Origin of the sequence: Prochlorococcus marinus CUG1416, assembly GCF_017695965.1 — a bacterium.
Classification (GTDB): Bacteria; Cyanobacteriota; Cyanobacteriia; order PCC-6307; family Cyanobiaceae; genus Prochlorococcus_A.
In genome coordinates, this window is the sequence record NZ_JAAORM010000005.1 from 430,714 (window position 1) to 445,859 (window position 15,146).

Annotated in this window: 22 protein-coding genes and 1 tRNA gene; 7 read left to right on the top strand and 16 right to left on the bottom strand. The window is 33.6% G+C overall.

Features of this window, described 5'->3' with window-relative positions; translation table 11 throughout:
- Nucleotides 1–32 precede the first annotated feature (32 nt).
- From rplX to rplC, 12 genes are read right to left on the bottom strand one after another with little or no spacing between them, the layout of a single operon-like run.
- Complete coding sequence (gene rplX / locus HA146_RS08625; protein ID WP_209109134.1) at nucleotides 33–389, bottom strand: 50S ribosomal protein L24; 357 nt, start codon at nucleotides 387–389, stop codon at nucleotides 33–35.
- On the bottom strand, nucleotides 390–755 hold the full coding sequence (gene rplN, locus HA146_RS08630) for a 50S ribosomal protein L14 (protein WP_002807235.1): 366 nt from the start codon (nucleotides 753–755) through the stop codon (nucleotides 390–392).
- Nucleotides 752–1,018, bottom strand: a complete 267-nt coding sequence (rpsQ, locus tag HA146_RS08635) for a 30S ribosomal protein S17 (protein ID WP_209109135.1) — start codon at nucleotides 1,016–1,018, stop codon at nucleotides 752–754. The genes rplN and rpsQ overlap by 4 nt, the downstream gene beginning before the upstream one ends.
- A gap of 10 nt (nucleotides 1,019–1,028) precedes the next feature.
- Nucleotides 1,029–1,247, bottom strand: a complete 219-nt coding sequence (gene rpmC / locus HA146_RS08640) for a 50S ribosomal protein L29 (protein ID WP_012008440.1) — start codon at nucleotides 1,245–1,247, stop codon at nucleotides 1,029–1,031.
- A complete protein-coding gene (rplP, locus tag HA146_RS08645) occupies nucleotides 1,244–1,726 on the bottom strand; it encodes a 50S ribosomal protein L16 (protein ID WP_209109136.1) in 483 nt (160 codons plus the stop codon). The genes rpmC and rplP overlap by 4 nt, the downstream gene beginning before the upstream one ends.
- Nucleotides 1,727–1,737: 11 nt before the next feature.
- Entirely contained in the window at nucleotides 1,738–2,469 is a 732-nt protein-coding gene (gene rpsC, locus HA146_RS08650; RefSeq protein ID WP_209109137.1) for a 30S ribosomal protein S3, read from the bottom strand.
- Entirely contained in the window at nucleotides 2,469–2,855 is a 387-nt protein-coding gene (rplV, locus tag HA146_RS08655) for a 50S ribosomal protein L22 (protein WP_209109138.1), read from the bottom strand. Before rplV ends, rpsC begins: the two co-directional genes overlap by 1 nt.
- Complete coding sequence (gene rpsS / locus HA146_RS08660; RefSeq protein ID WP_209109139.1) at nucleotides 2,852–3,130, bottom strand: 30S ribosomal protein S19; 279 nt, start codon at nucleotides 3,128–3,130, stop codon at nucleotides 2,852–2,854. The genes rplV and rpsS overlap by 4 nt, the downstream gene beginning before the upstream one ends.
- A 37-nt stretch (nucleotides 3,131–3,167) precedes the next feature.
- Entirely contained in the window at nucleotides 3,168–4,031 is an 864-nt protein-coding gene (gene rplB / locus HA146_RS08665) for a 50S ribosomal protein L2 (protein WP_209109140.1), read from the bottom strand.
- A 12-nt stretch (nucleotides 4,032–4,043) separates the two neighbouring features.
- The gene (locus tag HA146_RS08670) at nucleotides 4,044–4,346 is read right to left on the bottom strand and encodes a 50S ribosomal protein L23 (RefSeq protein ID WP_209109141.1); all 303 of its coding nucleotides are present in this window, start codon (nucleotides 4,344–4,346) and stop codon (nucleotides 4,044–4,046) included.
- Complete coding sequence (rplD, locus tag HA146_RS08675) at nucleotides 4,343–4,975, bottom strand: 50S ribosomal protein L4 (RefSeq protein ID WP_209109142.1); 633 nt, start codon at nucleotides 4,973–4,975, stop codon at nucleotides 4,343–4,345. The genes HA146_RS08670 and rplD overlap by 4 nt, the downstream gene beginning before the upstream one ends.
- The gene (gene rplC, locus HA146_RS08680; protein ID WP_209109143.1) at nucleotides 4,972–5,625 is read right to left on the bottom strand and encodes a 50S ribosomal protein L3; all 654 of its coding nucleotides are present in this window, start codon (nucleotides 5,623–5,625) and stop codon (nucleotides 4,972–4,974) included. Before rplC ends, rplD begins: the two co-directional genes overlap by 4 nt.
- A 280-nt stretch (nucleotides 5,626–5,905) precedes the next feature.
- Between rplC and ndhN the strand changes: the two genes are divergently transcribed.
- The 5 genes from ndhN (at nucleotide 5,906) to recA (ending at nucleotide 9,564) form a co-directional block, all read left to right on the top strand.
- Complete coding sequence (ndhN, locus tag HA146_RS08685; RefSeq protein ID WP_209109144.1) at nucleotides 5,906–6,382, top strand: NAD(P)H-quinone oxidoreductase subunit N; 477 nt, start codon at nucleotides 5,906–5,908, stop codon at nucleotides 6,380–6,382.
- A gap of 5 nt (nucleotides 6,383–6,387) precedes the next feature.
- The gene (locus HA146_RS08690) at nucleotides 6,388–7,386 is read left to right on the top strand and encodes an LdpA C-terminal domain-containing domain (RefSeq protein ID WP_209109145.1); all 999 of its coding nucleotides are present in this window, start codon (nucleotides 6,388–6,390) and stop codon (nucleotides 7,384–7,386) included.
- Between the two features lie 103 nt (nucleotides 7,387–7,489).
- A tRNA-Gln gene (locus HA146_RS08695) sits at nucleotides 7,490–7,561 on the top strand.
- A 16-nt stretch (nucleotides 7,562–7,577) separates the two neighbouring features.
- Nucleotides 7,578–8,354, top strand: a complete 777-nt coding sequence (locus HA146_RS08700; protein ID WP_209109146.1) for an HAD family hydrolase — start codon at nucleotides 7,578–7,580, stop codon at nucleotides 8,352–8,354.
- A 112-nt stretch (nucleotides 8,355–8,466) separates the two neighbouring features.
- Entirely contained in the window at nucleotides 8,467–9,564 is a 1,098-nt protein-coding gene (gene recA / locus HA146_RS08705) for a recombinase RecA (protein WP_209109147.1), read from the top strand.
- 2 nt (nucleotides 9,565–9,566) lie between these two features.
- On the opposite strand, the gene HA146_RS08710 is transcribed toward recA, so the two are convergent.
- Complete coding sequence (locus HA146_RS08710) at nucleotides 9,567–9,812, bottom strand: DUF2839 domain-containing protein (RefSeq protein WP_209109148.1); 246 nt, start codon at nucleotides 9,810–9,812, stop codon at nucleotides 9,567–9,569.
- 30 nt (nucleotides 9,813–9,842) lie between these two features.
- Nucleotides 9,843–11,291 carry a DNA helicase gene (locus HA146_RS08715; protein WP_209109149.1) on the bottom strand — a complete coding sequence of 483 codons (1,449 nt, stop codon included), beginning with the start codon at nucleotides 11,289–11,291 and terminating at the stop codon, nucleotides 9,843–9,845.
- Between the two features lie 95 nt (nucleotides 11,292–11,386).
- Between HA146_RS08715 and HA146_RS08720 the strand changes: the two genes are divergently transcribed.
- Entirely contained in the window at nucleotides 11,387–12,226 is an 840-nt protein-coding gene (locus HA146_RS08720) for a prephenate/arogenate dehydrogenase (protein ID WP_209109150.1), read from the top strand.
- On the opposite strand, the gene crtD is transcribed toward HA146_RS08720, so the two are convergent.
- On the bottom strand, nucleotides 12,216–13,721 hold the full coding sequence (crtD, locus tag HA146_RS08725; protein ID WP_209109151.1) for a C-3',4' desaturase CrtD: 1,506 nt from the start codon (nucleotides 13,719–13,721) through the stop codon (nucleotides 12,216–12,218). The two genes, HA146_RS08720 and crtD, sit on opposite strands and share 11 nt — an antisense overlap.
- A gap of 4 nt (nucleotides 13,722–13,725) precedes the next feature.
- On the opposite strand from crtD, the gene HA146_RS08730 reads away from it, so the two are divergent.
- A complete protein-coding gene (locus tag HA146_RS08730; protein WP_209109152.1) occupies nucleotides 13,726–14,604 on the top strand; it encodes a fructosamine kinase family protein in 879 nt (292 codons plus the stop codon).
- A gap of 7 nt (nucleotides 14,605–14,611) precedes the next feature.
- Here the strand turns inward: HA146_RS08730 and HA146_RS08735 are convergent, their stop codons facing one another.
- On the bottom strand, nucleotides 14,612–14,977 hold the full coding sequence (locus tag HA146_RS08735) for a CAAD domain-containing protein (protein WP_209109153.1): 366 nt from the start codon (nucleotides 14,975–14,977) through the stop codon (nucleotides 14,612–14,614).
- Nucleotides 14,978–15,146: the final 169 nt, after the last annotated feature.

The following is a 15,146-nucleotide window of genomic DNA, read 5'->3' on the forward strand; positions in this document are numbered from 1 at the left end:
GAAAAAGTTTAAATCTTTTGTCTGATGAAAAATTAATCAATTAGTTCACCAGTTTTCTTCAATCTTCTTTTCTTAACTCCCTCTTTATCAATAAAGTATTCAATCTTACTTGTAAGATTTTTATCCTTGGAAAAGAACATTACATTTGATGCATGTAAAGATGCTTCTTCTGTCAGTATTCTTCCAGTTTCACCTTCCTGAGTTGGTTTTACATGTTTTGTCCTAAGATTGATTCCCTTAACAACTACTCTATTTTCAAGAGGGATAGTTTTTAAAACCTCGCCAGTTTTGCCTTTTTCCTTTCCGTTAATTACTTTTACTAAATCTCCAGTTTTTAATCTCATTTTTATTCTTTGGAAATTTTTCTTTTGTTTTAATGAATCCAACATTTAAATCACCTCCGGAGCAAGAGAAACAATCTTAGTGTAATTTTTATCCCGCAATTCTCTAGCTACAGGACCAAAAACTCTAGTCCCTTTAGGATTTTTATCTTCATTAATCAAAACGGCAGCATTATCATCAAATCTGATCGAATTACCCGTATTTCTTCTTAATGTTGCTTTCGTTCTAACAATGACAGCTTTTACAACTTCAGATTTCTTAACTCCCATATTCGGAAGAGCATCTTTTACTGTTGCTACAATTACATCCCCAACATGAGCGTATCTTCTATTAGATCCTAAAACCCTAATACACTGGAGTCTTTTTGCTCCACTATTATCAGCGACTGTTAAATAAGTTTCTTGTTGAATCATTTTTTAACCTCCTTAGTCTGGATTTTATTATTAAGGATCTCCTCTATTGCCCATCTTTTATGAGCACTAAGCGGTCTAGTTTCTCTAATTTTAACTCGATCACCTAGAACACATGTATTTTCAGGATCATGTGCCTTATATCTTGTGGTTCTACTTACAATTTTCTTATAAGTGGGATGTGGATATCTGTTAATAACAGCAACAACAACTGTTTTATCCATCTTGTCGCTGACAACAGTACCAATTCTTTCTTTAAGTGCCATAACTAAATAATTAATCAGAAGTTGTTTGAGAAGCAGATTGACTTTTACTGAGGGTTAGTAATTGCGCAACTTGTTTCTTAATAATTTTGAATTTATGAGTTTCATTAAGCTGTCTAGTAGCTTGTTTGAATCTCAAGTCAAAAAGATCTTTTCGTAATTGGTCAATCTTTTCAGTAATTTGATCAGAATTTAATTTTTTAAATTCTTTAAGTGACTCTGAGTTTTTCATTGTTTAACCTCCTCTTGAGATTCCTTATTATTTTGTGAATTTTGTTGGGAGGAAAGTTCTAGATTTTTATCATTCGAGATGAATTTTGTTTTTACAGGAAGTTTGTATTGAGCTAGACGCATAGCTTCTTTTGCAATTTCCTCAGTAATATCCTCTCCACCCATTTCAAAAAGTATCCTACCTGGTTTTACAACTGCAACCCAAAACTCAGGATTACCTTTACCAGAACCCATTCTGGTTTCAGCAGGCCTCATAGTGACAGGTTTATCAGGAAATATTCTTATCCAGATTTGACCTCCACGTTTGATATATCTAGTCATTGCTCGTCTACTTGCCTCAATTTGCCGAGCAGTTACCCATCCACAGTCTTGAGCTTGGAGGGCAAATTGACCGAAGGCGATAGTATTCCCTTTAGAGGCTACCCCCCTCATTCTGCCTCTGTGTTGTTTACGAAATTTAGTACGTTTTGGACTAAGCATTTTTATACCTCCTATGAATTCTCATTTGAACGATCCTCAAATTGCTGAGGTCTTCGACTAACTTTCCTATTAGGGTTTACACCCACAGGGATTTTTTGTTCTTCTTTAGGAAGAACTTCACCTTTAAAAACCCAAACTTTAATTCCTAGGACACCATAAGTTGTATTAGCTTCACGTATTGCATAGTCAATTTCAGCTCGCAAGGTATGTAAAGGAACTCTACCCTCTCTAGTCCATTCAGTTCTAGCAATTTCAGCGCCATTTAACCTTCCCCCTACTTGTATTTTAAGACCTAAAACTCCAGCCCTTTGAGCTCTTTGTAAAGCCATCCTTATAGTCCTTCTAAAAGCAACCCTTTTTTCAAGTTGTTGCGCTATGTATTCAGCAAGTAAAAAAGCGTCCGCATCAACTCGCTCAACCTCAACAACATTTATTCTAACTTGCCTGGTCCTATCACCTATAGTTTTCTGAATTCCAGACCTTAATTCTTCAATTCCACTACCTTGTCTTCCAACTATCACTCCTGGTCTTGCTGTTTTTAATTCCAGTTCAAGCTGATCAGCTTTTCTAGCTATTAAAACATCGCTAATTCCTGCTGAAGCATATTTTTTCTGTATGAAAGTACGAATTTTATAATCTTCTTGGAGAAGAATTGGGTATGTCTTGGAAGTAGCAAACCATTTGGAGCGATGCTCTTGAGTAATTCCTAATCTTAGTCCAGAGGGATGTATTTTATGTCCCATTAGTTTTGTACCTCCGTATTAGTTTGAGTAGGAGCAGATTCAACAGAAATGCTTATGTGGCAAGTCTGTTTTTTGATAGAGAAGGCTCTACCTTGAGCTCTAGGCCTAAACCTTTTCATTACTGGACCACTATTAGCCCATGCAGAGGAAATAACTAAGGTTGATGGATCCATTCCAAGGTTATGTTCTGCATTAGCAACAGCAGATCTTAGAACTTTAGTAATAGGATCAGTAGATCTGTAAGGCATAAATTCCAACATAATCAATGCATCTCTATAAGACCTACCCCTTATTTGATCCAAAACTCTTCTCACTTTAGAGGCTGATCCGCGAACATAATTTCCATGAGCAATGGCTGTTTTGGTTGTTTCAGGTGTTTTTGTCATGATTTTGCTCCTTTCTTATCTCTTATGTGACCTCGGTAAGTGCGTGTAGGAGCAAATTCACCGAGTTTATGGCCAATCATTTGTTCGGTTATAAATACAGGAATGTGAGTCTTCCCGTTGTGTACGGCAATTGTGTGACCGATCATTACAGGTAGAATCGTAGAGGATCTGGACCAAGTTTTAATAACAGACTTGTCATTATCAGAATTTTGTTTTTCTACCTTTTTGAGCAAGCTATCTGCTATAAAAGGTCCTTTTTTTAGTGAACGTCCCATGTTTATAAAATAGAAATGAAATTAATAAATGAATTAATCAAGAGTCTCTTCCTCCTCTACTCCTCTTAGAAACGCGACGACGCCTTCGAACTACTAATTTATTACTTGGTTTGTTCTTTTTACGTGTCTTTAACCCAAGAGCTGGTTTACCCCATGGAGTAACAGGACCTGCTCTACCAATTGGTGCTTTTCCCTCTCCTCCTCCATGTGGATGATCACATGGGTTCATTACACTTCCTCTTACTTGAGGCCTTCTTCCAAGCCATCTTCTTCTTCCTGCTTTACCTAAGCTAGTATTTCTTATTTCTGAGTTACCAACTTCTCCAAGAGTTGCGTAACATTCTTTTCTAACAAGTCTTACCTCAGTAGATGGTAGTTTTAAAGCAACATAATCTCCCTCTTTTGCCATAACTTGGGCACTAGCTCCTGCGGATCTAACCATCTGAGCACCTCTTCCTGCATATAACTCAACACAATGAACACTTGATCCTAATGGCATGACAGAGAGTGGCATTGCATTTCCATCTTCAATTGGAACACTTTCTCCAGAAATAACATTTTGGCCGACTTTTACTCCAGCTGGAGCGATAATATATCTTTTCTCTCCATCTTCATAAAATAAAAGTGCAAGCCTTGCATTTCTGTGAGGATCGTAATGGATAGCGGCAACTTTAGCATTAATGTTTCTTTTATCTCTTCTGAAATCAACTAATCTATATTGCCTTTTGTGACCACCTCCACGATGACGACAAGTAATAACTCCACGATTATTCCTGCCTTTAACTCTATGTTTTGAGACTATTAGTGATCTCTCAGGTTTTGTACTTGTTATTTCACTAAAATCAGTAACTACTCTCTGTCTAGTGCCAGGTGTATAAGGTTTAAATTTACGAATTGCCATGATTAAAACTCCTTAAGATTCTGGAAATAGTTGGATTTTGTCTCCTTCAGCAAGACGTACAATTGCCTTCTTGACCTGAGAACGTTTACCGGAAAATTTCCCGACTCTTCTTGTTCTCCTAGGAGGATTCATCGTGTTAACTCCTATGACTTTAACACTGAACAAGGCTTCAATAGCTGCCTTTATTTCTGGCTTTGCCGCTCTATGATCTACTTCAAAAGTATATTGATTAATATCTAATGCGTTTGTAGCTTTCTCAGTAATAATTGGCTTTCGAATTACATCAGCTAAACGAGAATCAAATAAATTGCTCATGATGCATAAACCTCCTGAATTTTATTTATTGCTGATTCCCCTATTACCAACTTATTAGCATTCAGAATATCAAATACATTTAATTGATCGGCGGAGATTAATTTTACTTTTTCAATATTATTTATGGATTTTTTTATTAAATCAGACGGACTATCAAGAATAACCAAAACTTTTTCAGTTTTTTGTATGCCTAATCGGGCAAGGCCATTGATGATATCACTTGTTTTAGGCTGCTTTAGAGTAGATCCAAAATCTTCAACAGCCTTCACATCAGATATTCTAGACATAAGTGCTGTTCTAAGAGCTAATCTACGTTCCTTACGATTCATATCAAGATTGTAAGAACGTGGCTTCGGTCCAAAAATAATTCCTCCCCCAGGTCTTAAGGGTGTCCTGATTGATCCTTGACGAGCTCTTCCTGTACCTTTCTGTTTGTATGGCTTTCTACCGCCGCCGCGTACTTCAGATCTTGTCAAAGTTGATGCTGTGCCTTGTCTTTTATTTGCTAGCTGCCTAAGAACTGCTCTATGGATTAAGTCTGCAGAAGAAGTTTCTTTAGCAATTGCCAAATCAAGAGTAACTTTGCCTGATTTTTTACCATCCCACTTAAGAGTTTCGAGTGTTGTCATGATTTTTCACCTCCTTTTTTGCCTACAACATTGTTTGGCTTAATATTGACAATTGAGCCAGGCTTACCTGGGACAGAACCCTTTACTACAATCAAATTTTTTTGATCATCAATTTTTAGAACTAACAAACCTTTCGTAGTTATCTGTTTTCCTCCATATCTTCCTGCCATTCTTTTACCAGGATAAATTCTGCCTGGAGTTGTTCCTGCTCCTGTAGAACCTGGAGCTCTATGATTTTTTGAACCATGACTCATAGGACCTCTACTAAAACCATGTCTTTTCTGGTAACCAGCAAAACCTCTACCCATAGATTTACCACTGATATCAACTTTTTGACCTACCTCAAAGTTTTTTACAGTTATTTGATTTCCGATTTCATAAGATGAAGTTTCTTCAACTCTATATTCTTTCAAATGCTTTAAAAGTTCTTCCCCTGATTTCAACAAATGTCCCTTTTCAGGTTTACTTATATGCTTGTCTTTGGACAAACCATAACCTATCTGAACAGCAGTATAACCATCCAAAGCGGTAGTTTTCAATTGTGTGACACGGCAAGGGCCAGCTTCAATCAGAGTAACTGGTACAGCATTACCTTTGTCGTCGAAAAGTTGGGACATACCCAATTTCTTTCCTAAAATTCCTATAGACATAAGACTAAATTAGGCTAGCTCGTAATGATTTTTTAATTATCTAAACCTTTCAGTTATTAAGGAGAAGTTAATAAAAAAACAATTAAGAAGGTTGAGACTTATCTAAAAACTTAGATAGTTTCTCATAGGATAAACCTACCTGAATTTTTTAACGAATCGCTAAAAAATGTGAAATTTTGTAGAGGCTCGGCTAGCTTGCGAGCTTAAAAATTCACTGAATAACAATTGTACATCATCAAGTACCATAAAATAAAATAAAATAGAATTAAAGGAAATTTTTATGCCATTACTTCTCACCGGGAAAAAGTTTCATAACGATTTAAAAACTAACAAATGTCTTGCAATCTTTGCTCCTCTTGAAGGTGGTTATGAAACTCGTCTTTTAAGGAGAATGAGGGCCAAGGGCTTTAAAACTTTTATAACCTCAGCAAGAGGGCTTGGAGATCCAGAAGTCTTCTTGCTCAAATTGCATGGCGTTAGACCACCTCACCTTGGACATCTAAGCGTGGGCAGAAATGGAGCGCTAGGGGAAGTTCAACAAGTAATCCCACAAGCTTCTGAGTTATTTAATGAAAATGAGAAAAATAAATTACTTTGGTTGTTAGAAGGTCAAGTATTGTCTCAATCTGAATTGGAGAGCTTAATAGAAATTTGCACTAAAGATAACAAACTAACAATTGTTGTTGAAATGGGTGGTTCAAGAAAACTTGAATGGAAGCCATTAAGTGATTATATTTTGGATGAATTTGAAAGTTAGATTGTTTGATTAAAACCAAGAATAAAAAAGATAAATGGATTAAGTTAATTTGTGGTGCCAGTAATGAAGATATTATTGCTATCGAAGATTTATGTGCAATTTATACTGCTGCTGGTGTCGACTACATAGATGTTGCCGCAGAAGAATCAATAGTTCATGCAGCAAAAAAAGGAATCGAGTGGGCAAAAAAAGTCTTTAAAAACTCTCCTGGTTTAATGATAAGCATTAGTGATGGTAATGATATCCACTTTCGTAAAGCAAAATTTGATCCATTAAAATGTCCGCCTCATTGTCCAAGACCGTGCGAAAAAGTATGCCCCACCTTTGCAATTGATAATTCTGGGATCAAAGAGAGTAAATGTTATGGATGTGGAAGATGTTTAAATAGCTGTCCCCTAAATCTAATTAGTGAATATGAATATAATTTGTCAAAAGATGATTTAGCATCAACACTTCAAAAAATAAAGCCTAATGCAGTAGAAATTCATACAGAAATCAATCGCCTAGATTCTTTTACAAAAGTTGTAAGTATCCTTAAAAGTTCTGAAACGAAATTAGACAAGATTTCTATCAGTTGTGGATTAAATCAATCTGTCAAAAAAGCACAAGAGCCTGAAGATCTTTTGAAAGCTCTTTGGGAAAGATATGAAATTCTGAGTGAACTTAATATTCCCCTTATTTGGCAGCTAGATGGAAGGCCAATGTCTGGTGATCTTGCTCCAGCAACAAGTAGAGATGCAGTTAAGTTGTTTGAAAAAATCGGTTCAGATCTTCCACCAGGATTAATTCAATTAGCAGGAGGTACAAATGAAAAAACTCATGAATTTTTAAAGTCAAACAATTTTCCAGACGGAATAGCATTTGGAAGTGCTGCAAGAAAAATTATGCAGCCCCTTATTGAATTTGCTCACCAAAATAACAAAAGACTCTATGAGTATCCTGAAACAATGGCTTTTGCAATCAAAAAAGCTCGGAAATTTCTAGAGCCATGGAAATCTAGCTAATTCAAGTAAAATTTTTATTTTTAAAAACTTGCGCTGTGTTTATAAAAACTTTGTATTTTTTTGATAGAAAAAAATCTTTTGATGTATTAAACTAGAAGTTCAATGGGCCGTCGCCAAGTGGTAAGGCATCGGGTTTTGGTCTCGACATTCCTAGGTTCGAATCCTAGCGGCCCAGTTCTAATATTCAATTGGTGTCTTCTCAAAAAATATTTCTATTTGATTTTGATGGAGTTATAGTCGATGGAATGCATGAATATTGGCATAGTTCTTTGCTGGCCTGCGAAAAATATTTAAATTCACCGTACATTTCTTTTGATCAAAAACTTTATAAAAAAGTACCAAATACCTTCAAAGAAATTAGGCCTTGGGTTAAATATGGTTGGGAAATGGTTCTAATTGTTCACGAAATCATAAAAACAGAAAATCCAATTAAAAATATTAATAAAGATGATTTCATAAATAATTATCATCAAAATTGCCAGAGGATATTAAAAGATAATTCCTGGAATGCCGAAGATTTACAAAAAATATTAGATAAGTCTCGCAAGTACCAAATTGATAAAGATTTTAAATCCTGGGTGAATTTACACAATCCATTTTTTGAAATTATAAATTTTATGAAAGAATTAAGGAAGAAGGAAATAAAAACCGGAATAATAACAACAAAAGGGAAGATATTTGCAGAAAAAATTCTTATACAATTAAATATTTTTCCAGAATTTATTTTTGGTTATGAATCCGGAACAAAAACTAAAATATCTGAAAAGCTTACACAAACTTATGAAATTTTAGGTTTTATAGAAGATAGAAAAAAAACTCTAATTGATATTAAACAAAATTCAGCAACCTCTCATATTCCATGCTTCCTAGCTGATTGGGGATATTTAAAAGAATCAGATAGATATAATTTAAGTAATGAAATCAAATTGCTCAAATTAGGTAACATAGAGAAATTAGTTGCAATTTAAAGATAATCGGTTAGAGTACGCATGTACTATAGTTTGTATTTATGAAGTTTGGTTTAAATAGAAATTTCCAAATCTAGAATAATTACAAGAACTTTAACCGATAAATCAAACAATGAGTCTTGAAGAAAAGAAAAAAACTGAATCAAAAGAAAAAGACAAGGCATTAAGTCTCGTCTTAGGTCAAATAGAAAGAAATTTTGGACGGGGATCAATAATGAGACTTGGTGACGCCTCAAGAATGAAAGTAGAAACAATATCTACTGGAGCGCTCACATTAGATTTAGCATTAGGAGGAGGCTATCCAAAAGGAAGAGTCGTAGAAGTTTACGGACCAGAAAGTTCAGGAAAAACTACATTAACGCTTCACGCGATTGCGGAAGTCCAAAGAAATGGAGGAGTAGCTGCATTTGTAGATGCTGAGCATGCACTCGATCCAGTTTATGCAGCCTCTTTAGGAGTTGATGTTGAAAATTTGTTAGTTTCACAACCAGATACTGGTGAAATGGCTCTAGAAATAGTTGACCAACTTATAAGATCGAGTGCAGTAGATCTTGTTGTTGTTGACTCGGTAGCAGCACTAACTCCAAGAGCCGAGATAGAAGGAGAGATGGGAGATCACGTGATTGGAAGCCAAGCAAGGCTAATGAGTCAAGCAATGAGAAAAATAACAGGAAATATTGGGAAATCTGGATGTACGGTAATTTTCTTGAATCAATTGCGCCTCAAAATTGGCGTTACATACGGCAATCCTGAAACAACCACAGGAGGTAATGCATTAAAATTTTATGCCTCAGTGAGACTTGATATAAGAAGAATTCAAACTCTTAAAAGAGGTACTGAAGAATATGGCATAAGAGCAAAAGTGAAAGTAGCAAAAAACAAAGTTGCACCACCATTTAGAATTGCAGAGTTTGATATTCTCTTCGGAAAAGGTATTAGTACAACAGGATGTTTATTAGATTTAGCAGAAGAGACTAATATTATAATCAGGAGAGGTGCTTGGTATAGTTATGAAGGAGAAAATATCGGACAAGGAAGAGATAATACAATTATTTGGCTTGATCAAAACTTAGAAATTAGGAATAAAGTAGAATCTATAGTTAAAGAGAAATTAACAGAAGGTACTGAAGTCAGTGCTAATTCAATGAAAGCATTAAATACCAATCCTAATAATACAATCGCTGTTAATGATATAAAAACGGTAGCTTAGATTTATAAAGAATCAGCCAAAGTCCACCACCCAGCAGCAGGGCCTATAAATCTCACAACAATCCATAAGATTACTAACCCTCCGATTCCAAACCAACTGGCCTTAATACTTAATTTAATTAGGTTATCTTTTTGATTGATTGTAAAGGGAAGCCATTCAAATAATCTTGGAGACTCATCAAATTTAGTTTTAGTATTATTTTTTTTTGTAGGTAATCCGAGTGTTTTACGTCTTTTTGCTTCTCCCATATTTCTTTAGTTAGTTTTCAGAATCATAACCTAATCAAAAGGTAGCACATAGTTAATTTGTTTTGAGGGTTGAATGTTTTGCAAAAGTAATCTTCCCCAGTTTCTTTTATTTGCTCTCCCATCTAAAATTATTAACTTACCTGAATTTCTTCTTAAAGGAGCAATAGCTCTTTCAAGTTTTATTCTGGCTTGAGGAAGAAAGAAGTCTCTAAACCAATCCTGAGAAAGCTTTTTGTTATGAGAGACTGTAATTGCATTAATAGGTTCTGACATATTCGGAATCGGAAGTAAAGGAATGATAATTAGTTCTGGAATTTGTATTAAATCAGAATTCATAATCCACCAATCATAACTAGAGCAAAGGATTTCATTATTACGAGAGGGAATTGTCTCTAGCAATACCCTTTTCCCGTACGTCGAGGCTAATTCTGTAGCAAGGTTCGTTTTTAAAAAAATATCGTCAGACAATACTAAAGTTAAACCCTTTCTAAAAAGTATTAACTTTTTGCATTTATCTAAGATTGAATTTGTAAAAAGAGGATTATTAGGAAGCAACTGTTTAGAGGGTATATATAATGAAATCTTTTTCTCTTCAAAATTACTTTTAAAATTAATGACCAAGTCAAGATCTAAACTGTGCTTTTTAAGATAAATTTGGAAAAAATTATCTTTTCTCAATGCTGATAAAAAAACAAATTTATTATTTGAAAAAAATGCTTTAATTTGAGAAAGTTCATCTATTGGCTGCAAATACAAATTCCAATCTAAATTTGTTTCATTTAATTGTACCCAGCATGCCCAACCTTGAGATAATGCTTTGTTAACGCTTGAAAATTTATCAGAAAAAAAGGAATTTTGATGAAAAAAGTTTGAAAAAAAACTAATCTCTTTTTCATCTAAATTAATATAACTATTTCCTAAAATCTTTCTCATGAAGAACTTTTTCTTCAACGAATCATATAATTTTATAAATTTTCGATTGATTAATTCAAATTCTTTAGAATTTTTTGTCCAATCCTTTCTAAGTAAAGAAATTCTAAAATGATTTTTTAAATCCTGTTTTATATCCTCAATTCCAGAATAAACTATTCGATGGTTTCTAAGATTAAGAGAATTGGGATCATTAAGTAAATCTTGGATTGTGATTAAGCGAACATGATGATTTGCAAAAATAAGTTGATTATTTTTTAAAATAAAATTAAAACCTAGGTTTTTCAATGAATCAATCTGAAATTTGCTTAAAAATTGAATTTTTTCTTTAGACAAAATAAAAGTTGAATCCTCTTCCTTTAAAAATAGAGAAATCAAAATTGGAGGTAACCAATCATGGCTAGAGAAAATTTCTGAATTAATTAGATATGTAGAATCATTTTCAATACACTTGGAAATTATCCTCCCAAAAGAATATATTTGTTCCCAATTAATACTTTGATCTCTCAAAAAATTTTTCAAATATTGATGACTTAAAATTTCAAGCATTTATAATTAATTTAATTTCCAATACATACAAAATTTATGAACCTAATATACAAAAAATTGGTATCAATATAAGAGGGTCTTGAATTAATCAATCTATGAAAATTGGAATAGTAGGATTAGGTTTAATTGGCGGTTCTTTAGGATTAAAACTCCAAAGTTTAAACCATACAATTTATGGAATAGCAAATAATGAATTTAATGAAAAAAAAGCTAAGGAAAAAAAGCTTGCAAATTTTGTTAGCTGTGATCTTAGCTTATTAAAAAAATGTGAGCTCATAATTTTGGCATTACCTATCGAAGATTTGATCAATCCATCTCAACGATTAGTAGCATCAATACCTCAAGATACAATAGTGACTGATGTAGGCTCTGTTAAGGAGCCAATTGTAAATACATGGGAAAATTTACATCCTCTCTTTATTGGATCACATCCAATGGCAGGAACAGAAAAAAAAGGAGTTAATTCAGGTTTTGAAGGTCTTTTTAAAAATGCAAAATGGATTATTACACCTACACAAAATAGTGATTTTAATGCAGTAAGAACTATTTCCAAGTTAATAAAGTCAATGAATTGTGAAATTTGCCAAGCTTCACCAAAAGAGCATGATGAAGCAGTATCTCTAATTTCTCATTTGCCTATATTTTTAGCTTCTGCCCTAATTGACACTGTACATACAAAAAATAATCAATCTTTATTAGATCTCACACAAAGGCTTGCAGCTACAGGATTTGCTGATACTTCGAGAGTTGGCGGCGGTAATGAAAAACTAGGCCTAGATTTAGCTATGAATAATCAGATTAATGTTTTAAATGCCATTAATAACTTTAAAAATAAACTTAATACATTGGAATCTCTTATAAAAGGAAAAAATTGGGAGTTACTTTCTACCAAACTTGCTGAAGCAAAAGAAATCAGAGAAAATTTTATAAATTAAAATTTTCTATGCCTTTGGAAGCTAAAATTTGCCTTACAACCATTAATGCAGACTGACTAACACCTGCAGTGCCCTCTCCTGGATAAATTGAGTCTCCACAAAGCCATAAACCTTCAAAAGGAGTCCTACTTGATAATCCAAATAGTCCAAAAATATTTGGATTTTGACCAAGCCCGCCTACCATTCCATTAGGTCTATTTGTCCATTTTTCAAACCCCAATGGAGTTGCCAATTCCCGATGTAGCCAATTTTCAGGATCAATATCAAATTGACTTTCCAATTCCAGTGATATCTTTTTCATGAAATCCTTTTTCTGTTTTAAGTAAATTTTTTTATCTAGATCAAACCAATCTTTTGTCTTAGTAAAAATACTCGCTATTAAAGTAACCTCACCTTTTGGTGCTCTTCCATCACCATCATCACTAATTGATACAAATAACGAACCAACTTCATTCGAAACAAATTGATAATGATTGGAGGAAGTTTTTTTAATATGTTCTTTTTTTAATGCTGAATAAAAAACTAAAGCTCCACTTGGATCAGGTAAATTATTAAGTCGATTTTTATAACTTAGTTTTCTTTTTAAAGGATCTTTCAAATGCTTGAGCAAAGATTGAGGAGGCGCGGTATAAATCAAATCTTTTGCTTGGTAAATAAAAGAATTTTTTTTCGAATTAGCAGATACTTTCCAACACATATTCAGGTCATCAAAATTTATAGAATTTACTTTTTGTCCAAAAATCAGTTTTACTCCAGTTTTACTCAATGAACTTTCTAATGCTTCACTCAAAGACTGCATAGATTTTTTTAGATGCCAAAGACCATGTGGCTGTTGACACATCTGAAGAACAGTAGATCCATATAATGCTGCAGTATTATAAACGTCCTCTTGAGAATAAAGTTTTAGTTGAAGATTTAAGAATTTAATCAAGCGCTGATTCTTTGACAATCCACATATGCGCAATAAATCAAAGATAGTAGATTTAAGTAAGAGACCTGTAACAAGGTTTGAAGGTACTAGTGCTTTAAGAAGTTGAGAAAAATCCCAAAAATTCCTTATTGGTAATACAGGATTATTATTAGCAAATATCCAATTACTTTGATGAAGGAGGGTACAAAGTTTCCAAAATCTACTACTCCCAGGAAACTGCATTTCTTGTTCAGCAATCCATTTACTTTTTTCATACCAAATAGATATAGCTTTACTACCATCATTTAAATCAACAATGCAAGCAGGATCTAAAATTGTGGCTTCAGGGGATGGAATATCTAAAAAATCAAAAATCCTAGAATGTATTCCTCCTTTCTCTAAACCCGCAACCTGAGTTGCACCAACATCAAAAATATAATTCTTTCTTTTAAACGTACCGGCACAACCTCCTGATTGAGTATGAGATTCGATTAAAGTCACTGATAATCCTTGTTTTGATAAAATTGCTGCAGAAGTGAGTCCTGCTATACCAGCGCCAACAACAACAATTTCGGACTTTCTCATGAAAATGCAAAAATTATCCTCTCTTGAAGTTAGCGAAATTTGTGATGAATTAGGTGAAACCTATCCAAAAAGTATTGAACAAGTACATGGGGGTGATATTCATAGTGCCTGGCAAATCGAATTCTCAAACAAAAAATTATTCCTTAAAAGAAATGTTAGAAACAAAAAATTTCTTGAATTTGAAAAATATTGTCTTCAAAATTTGAGAAAGTATATTAATCAAGAAAACTTAGTTATTCCTGAAGTGATTGCATATAAAAATATAAAAAACATAGAGATTCTTTTAATCGAATGGATTGACATACAAAACTTTGACCAAAAAAAGCTTGGAAAAGGTTTAGGAGAAATGCACTTAAAATCAGCTGAATCTAATCCAAAAATGTTTGGGTTTCCGGTTGAGGGTTTTATCGGAACAACAGGTCAGAAGAAAGGCTGGGAAGATAATTGGATAGATTGTTTTTTAAATTTACGGATAATACCTCAATTATTAATCCTTAATTCAAAGATTTTAGAGAAAGAAACTATAAATAAAGTAAAAGAAAAAATTAAATCAGAATTACTTAATCATAAACCAATAAATGCTCTAGTTCATGGTGATTTGTGGTCAGGAAATGCAGGAATGGACAACAGTGGTAAGGGCGTAATATTTGACCCGGCATCTTGGTGGGCAGATAATGAAGTCGATATAGCTATGACAAAATTATTTGGAGGGTTTAGAAAAGAATTTTATGACGAGTACCATAAAATTTTTCCAATACAAAAAGATTTTGAAAAGAGAATTATTATTTATAATTTTTACCACATATTGAATCATGCCAATATGTTCGGAGGATCATATTTTAATCAAGTCAAAAATTACGTAAAAGCAATAATCAATATGTAATCTTCAACTATCCTAGATATGTCTTTTTAAGATTTTGTACCTTATCTAAAACAGCTTCACGATTTTCACTGGTACGAAGATTCTGCCAACTCCATTGACCTACAACAATTACTCCAAGTAGTTCAAGTAAGCCTGGAAGAATTGGGAAAAAGTTTATCGTGTCAATAACAACTTTAATTATTATTTGAGCAATAATCACAACGGCAATAATGCCTGCGGCTTTACCGTATTTCCCCATTTGGGTCCAATCAACATTTCCAAGTGTTTCGTTGACTTTGCCCATTACATCAGAGTACTTCTCTGAAAAACTTTTGGTGTCGGCGCTTGTATCGGAGCCAGAGTCTTGATTTGACTCAGAAGTGTTGTCACTCATGAACATTCAGGCTGCAAATTATATATATGAACCAGACAGTATCGGAAAAAACGCCCGTTGACTACCTTTTTGTTATGCAAAATTCCGAACCGAAACATTTTGTATTTTTTAGATCAATTGATATATTTAGATTATGGAGATATTTAAACTTAAATTTGCTTTATAAAAA

Bases quoted from the DNA above. Each gene is read 5' to 3' on its own strand.
- rplX (WP_209109134.1), bottom strand. From the start codon at position 389: ATGTTGGATTCATTAAAACAAAAGAAAAATTTCCAAAGAATAAAAATG.
- rplN (WP_002807235.1), bottom strand. From the start codon at position 755: ATGATTCAACAAGAAACTTATTTAACAGTCGCTGATAATAGTGGAGCA.
- rpsQ (WP_209109135.1), bottom strand. From the start codon at position 1,018: ATGGCACTTAAAGAAAGAATTGGTACTGTTGTCAGCGACAAGATGGAT.
- rpmC (WP_012008440.1), bottom strand. From the start codon at position 1,247: ATGAAAAACTCAGAGTCACTTAAAGAATTTAAAAAATTAAATTCTGAT.
- rplP (WP_209109136.1), bottom strand. From the start codon at position 1,726: ATGCTTAGTCCAAAACGTACTAAATTTCGTAAACAACACAGAGGCAGA.
- rpsC (WP_209109137.1), bottom strand. From the start codon at position 2,469: ATGGGACATAAAATACATCCCTCTGGACTAAGATTAGGAATTACTCAA.
- rplV (WP_209109138.1), bottom strand. From the start codon at position 2,855: ATGACAAAAACACCTGAAACAACCAAAACAGCCATTGCTCATGGAAAT.
- rpsS (WP_209109139.1), bottom strand. From the start codon at position 3,130: ATGGGACGTTCACTAAAAAAAGGACCTTTTATAGCAGATAGCTTGCTC.
- rplB (WP_209109140.1), bottom strand. From the start codon at position 4,031: ATGGCAATTCGTAAATTTAAACCTTATACACCTGGCACTAGACAGAGA.
- HA146_RS08670 (WP_209109141.1), bottom strand. From the start codon at position 4,346: ATGAGCAATTTATTTGATTCTCGTTTAGCTGATGTAATTCGAAAGCCA.
- rplD (WP_209109142.1), bottom strand. From the start codon at position 4,975: ATGACAACACTCGAAACTCTTAAGTGGGATGGTAAAAAATCAGGCAAA.
- rplC (WP_209109143.1), bottom strand. From the start codon at position 5,625: ATGTCTATAGGAATTTTAGGAAAGAAATTGGGTATGTCCCAACTTTTC.
- ndhN (WP_209109144.1), top strand. From the start codon at position 5,906: ATGCCATTACTTCTCACCGGGAAAAAGTTTCATAACGATTTAAAAACT.
- recA (WP_209109147.1), top strand. From the start codon at position 8,467: ATGAGTCTTGAAGAAAAGAAAAAAACTGAATCAAAAGAAAAAGACAAG.
- HA146_RS08710 (WP_209109148.1), bottom strand. From the start codon at position 9,812: ATGGGAGAAGCAAAAAGACGTAAAACACTCGGATTACCTACAAAAAAA.
- HA146_RS08715 (WP_209109149.1), bottom strand. From the start codon at position 11,291: ATGCTTGAAATTTTAAGTCATCAATATTTGAAAAATTTTTTGAGAGAT.
- HA146_RS08720 (WP_209109150.1), top strand. From the start codon at position 11,387: ATGAAAATTGGAATAGTAGGATTAGGTTTAATTGGCGGTTCTTTAGGA.
- crtD (WP_209109151.1), bottom strand. From the start codon at position 13,721: ATGAGAAAGTCCGAAATTGTTGTTGTTGGCGCTGGTATAGCAGGACTC.
- HA146_RS08730 (WP_209109152.1), top strand. From the start codon at position 13,726: ATGCAAAAATTATCCTCTCTTGAAGTTAGCGAAATTTGTGATGAATTA.
- HA146_RS08735 (WP_209109153.1), bottom strand. From the start codon at position 14,977: ATGAGTGACAACACTTCTGAGTCAAATCAAGACTCTGGCTCCGATACA.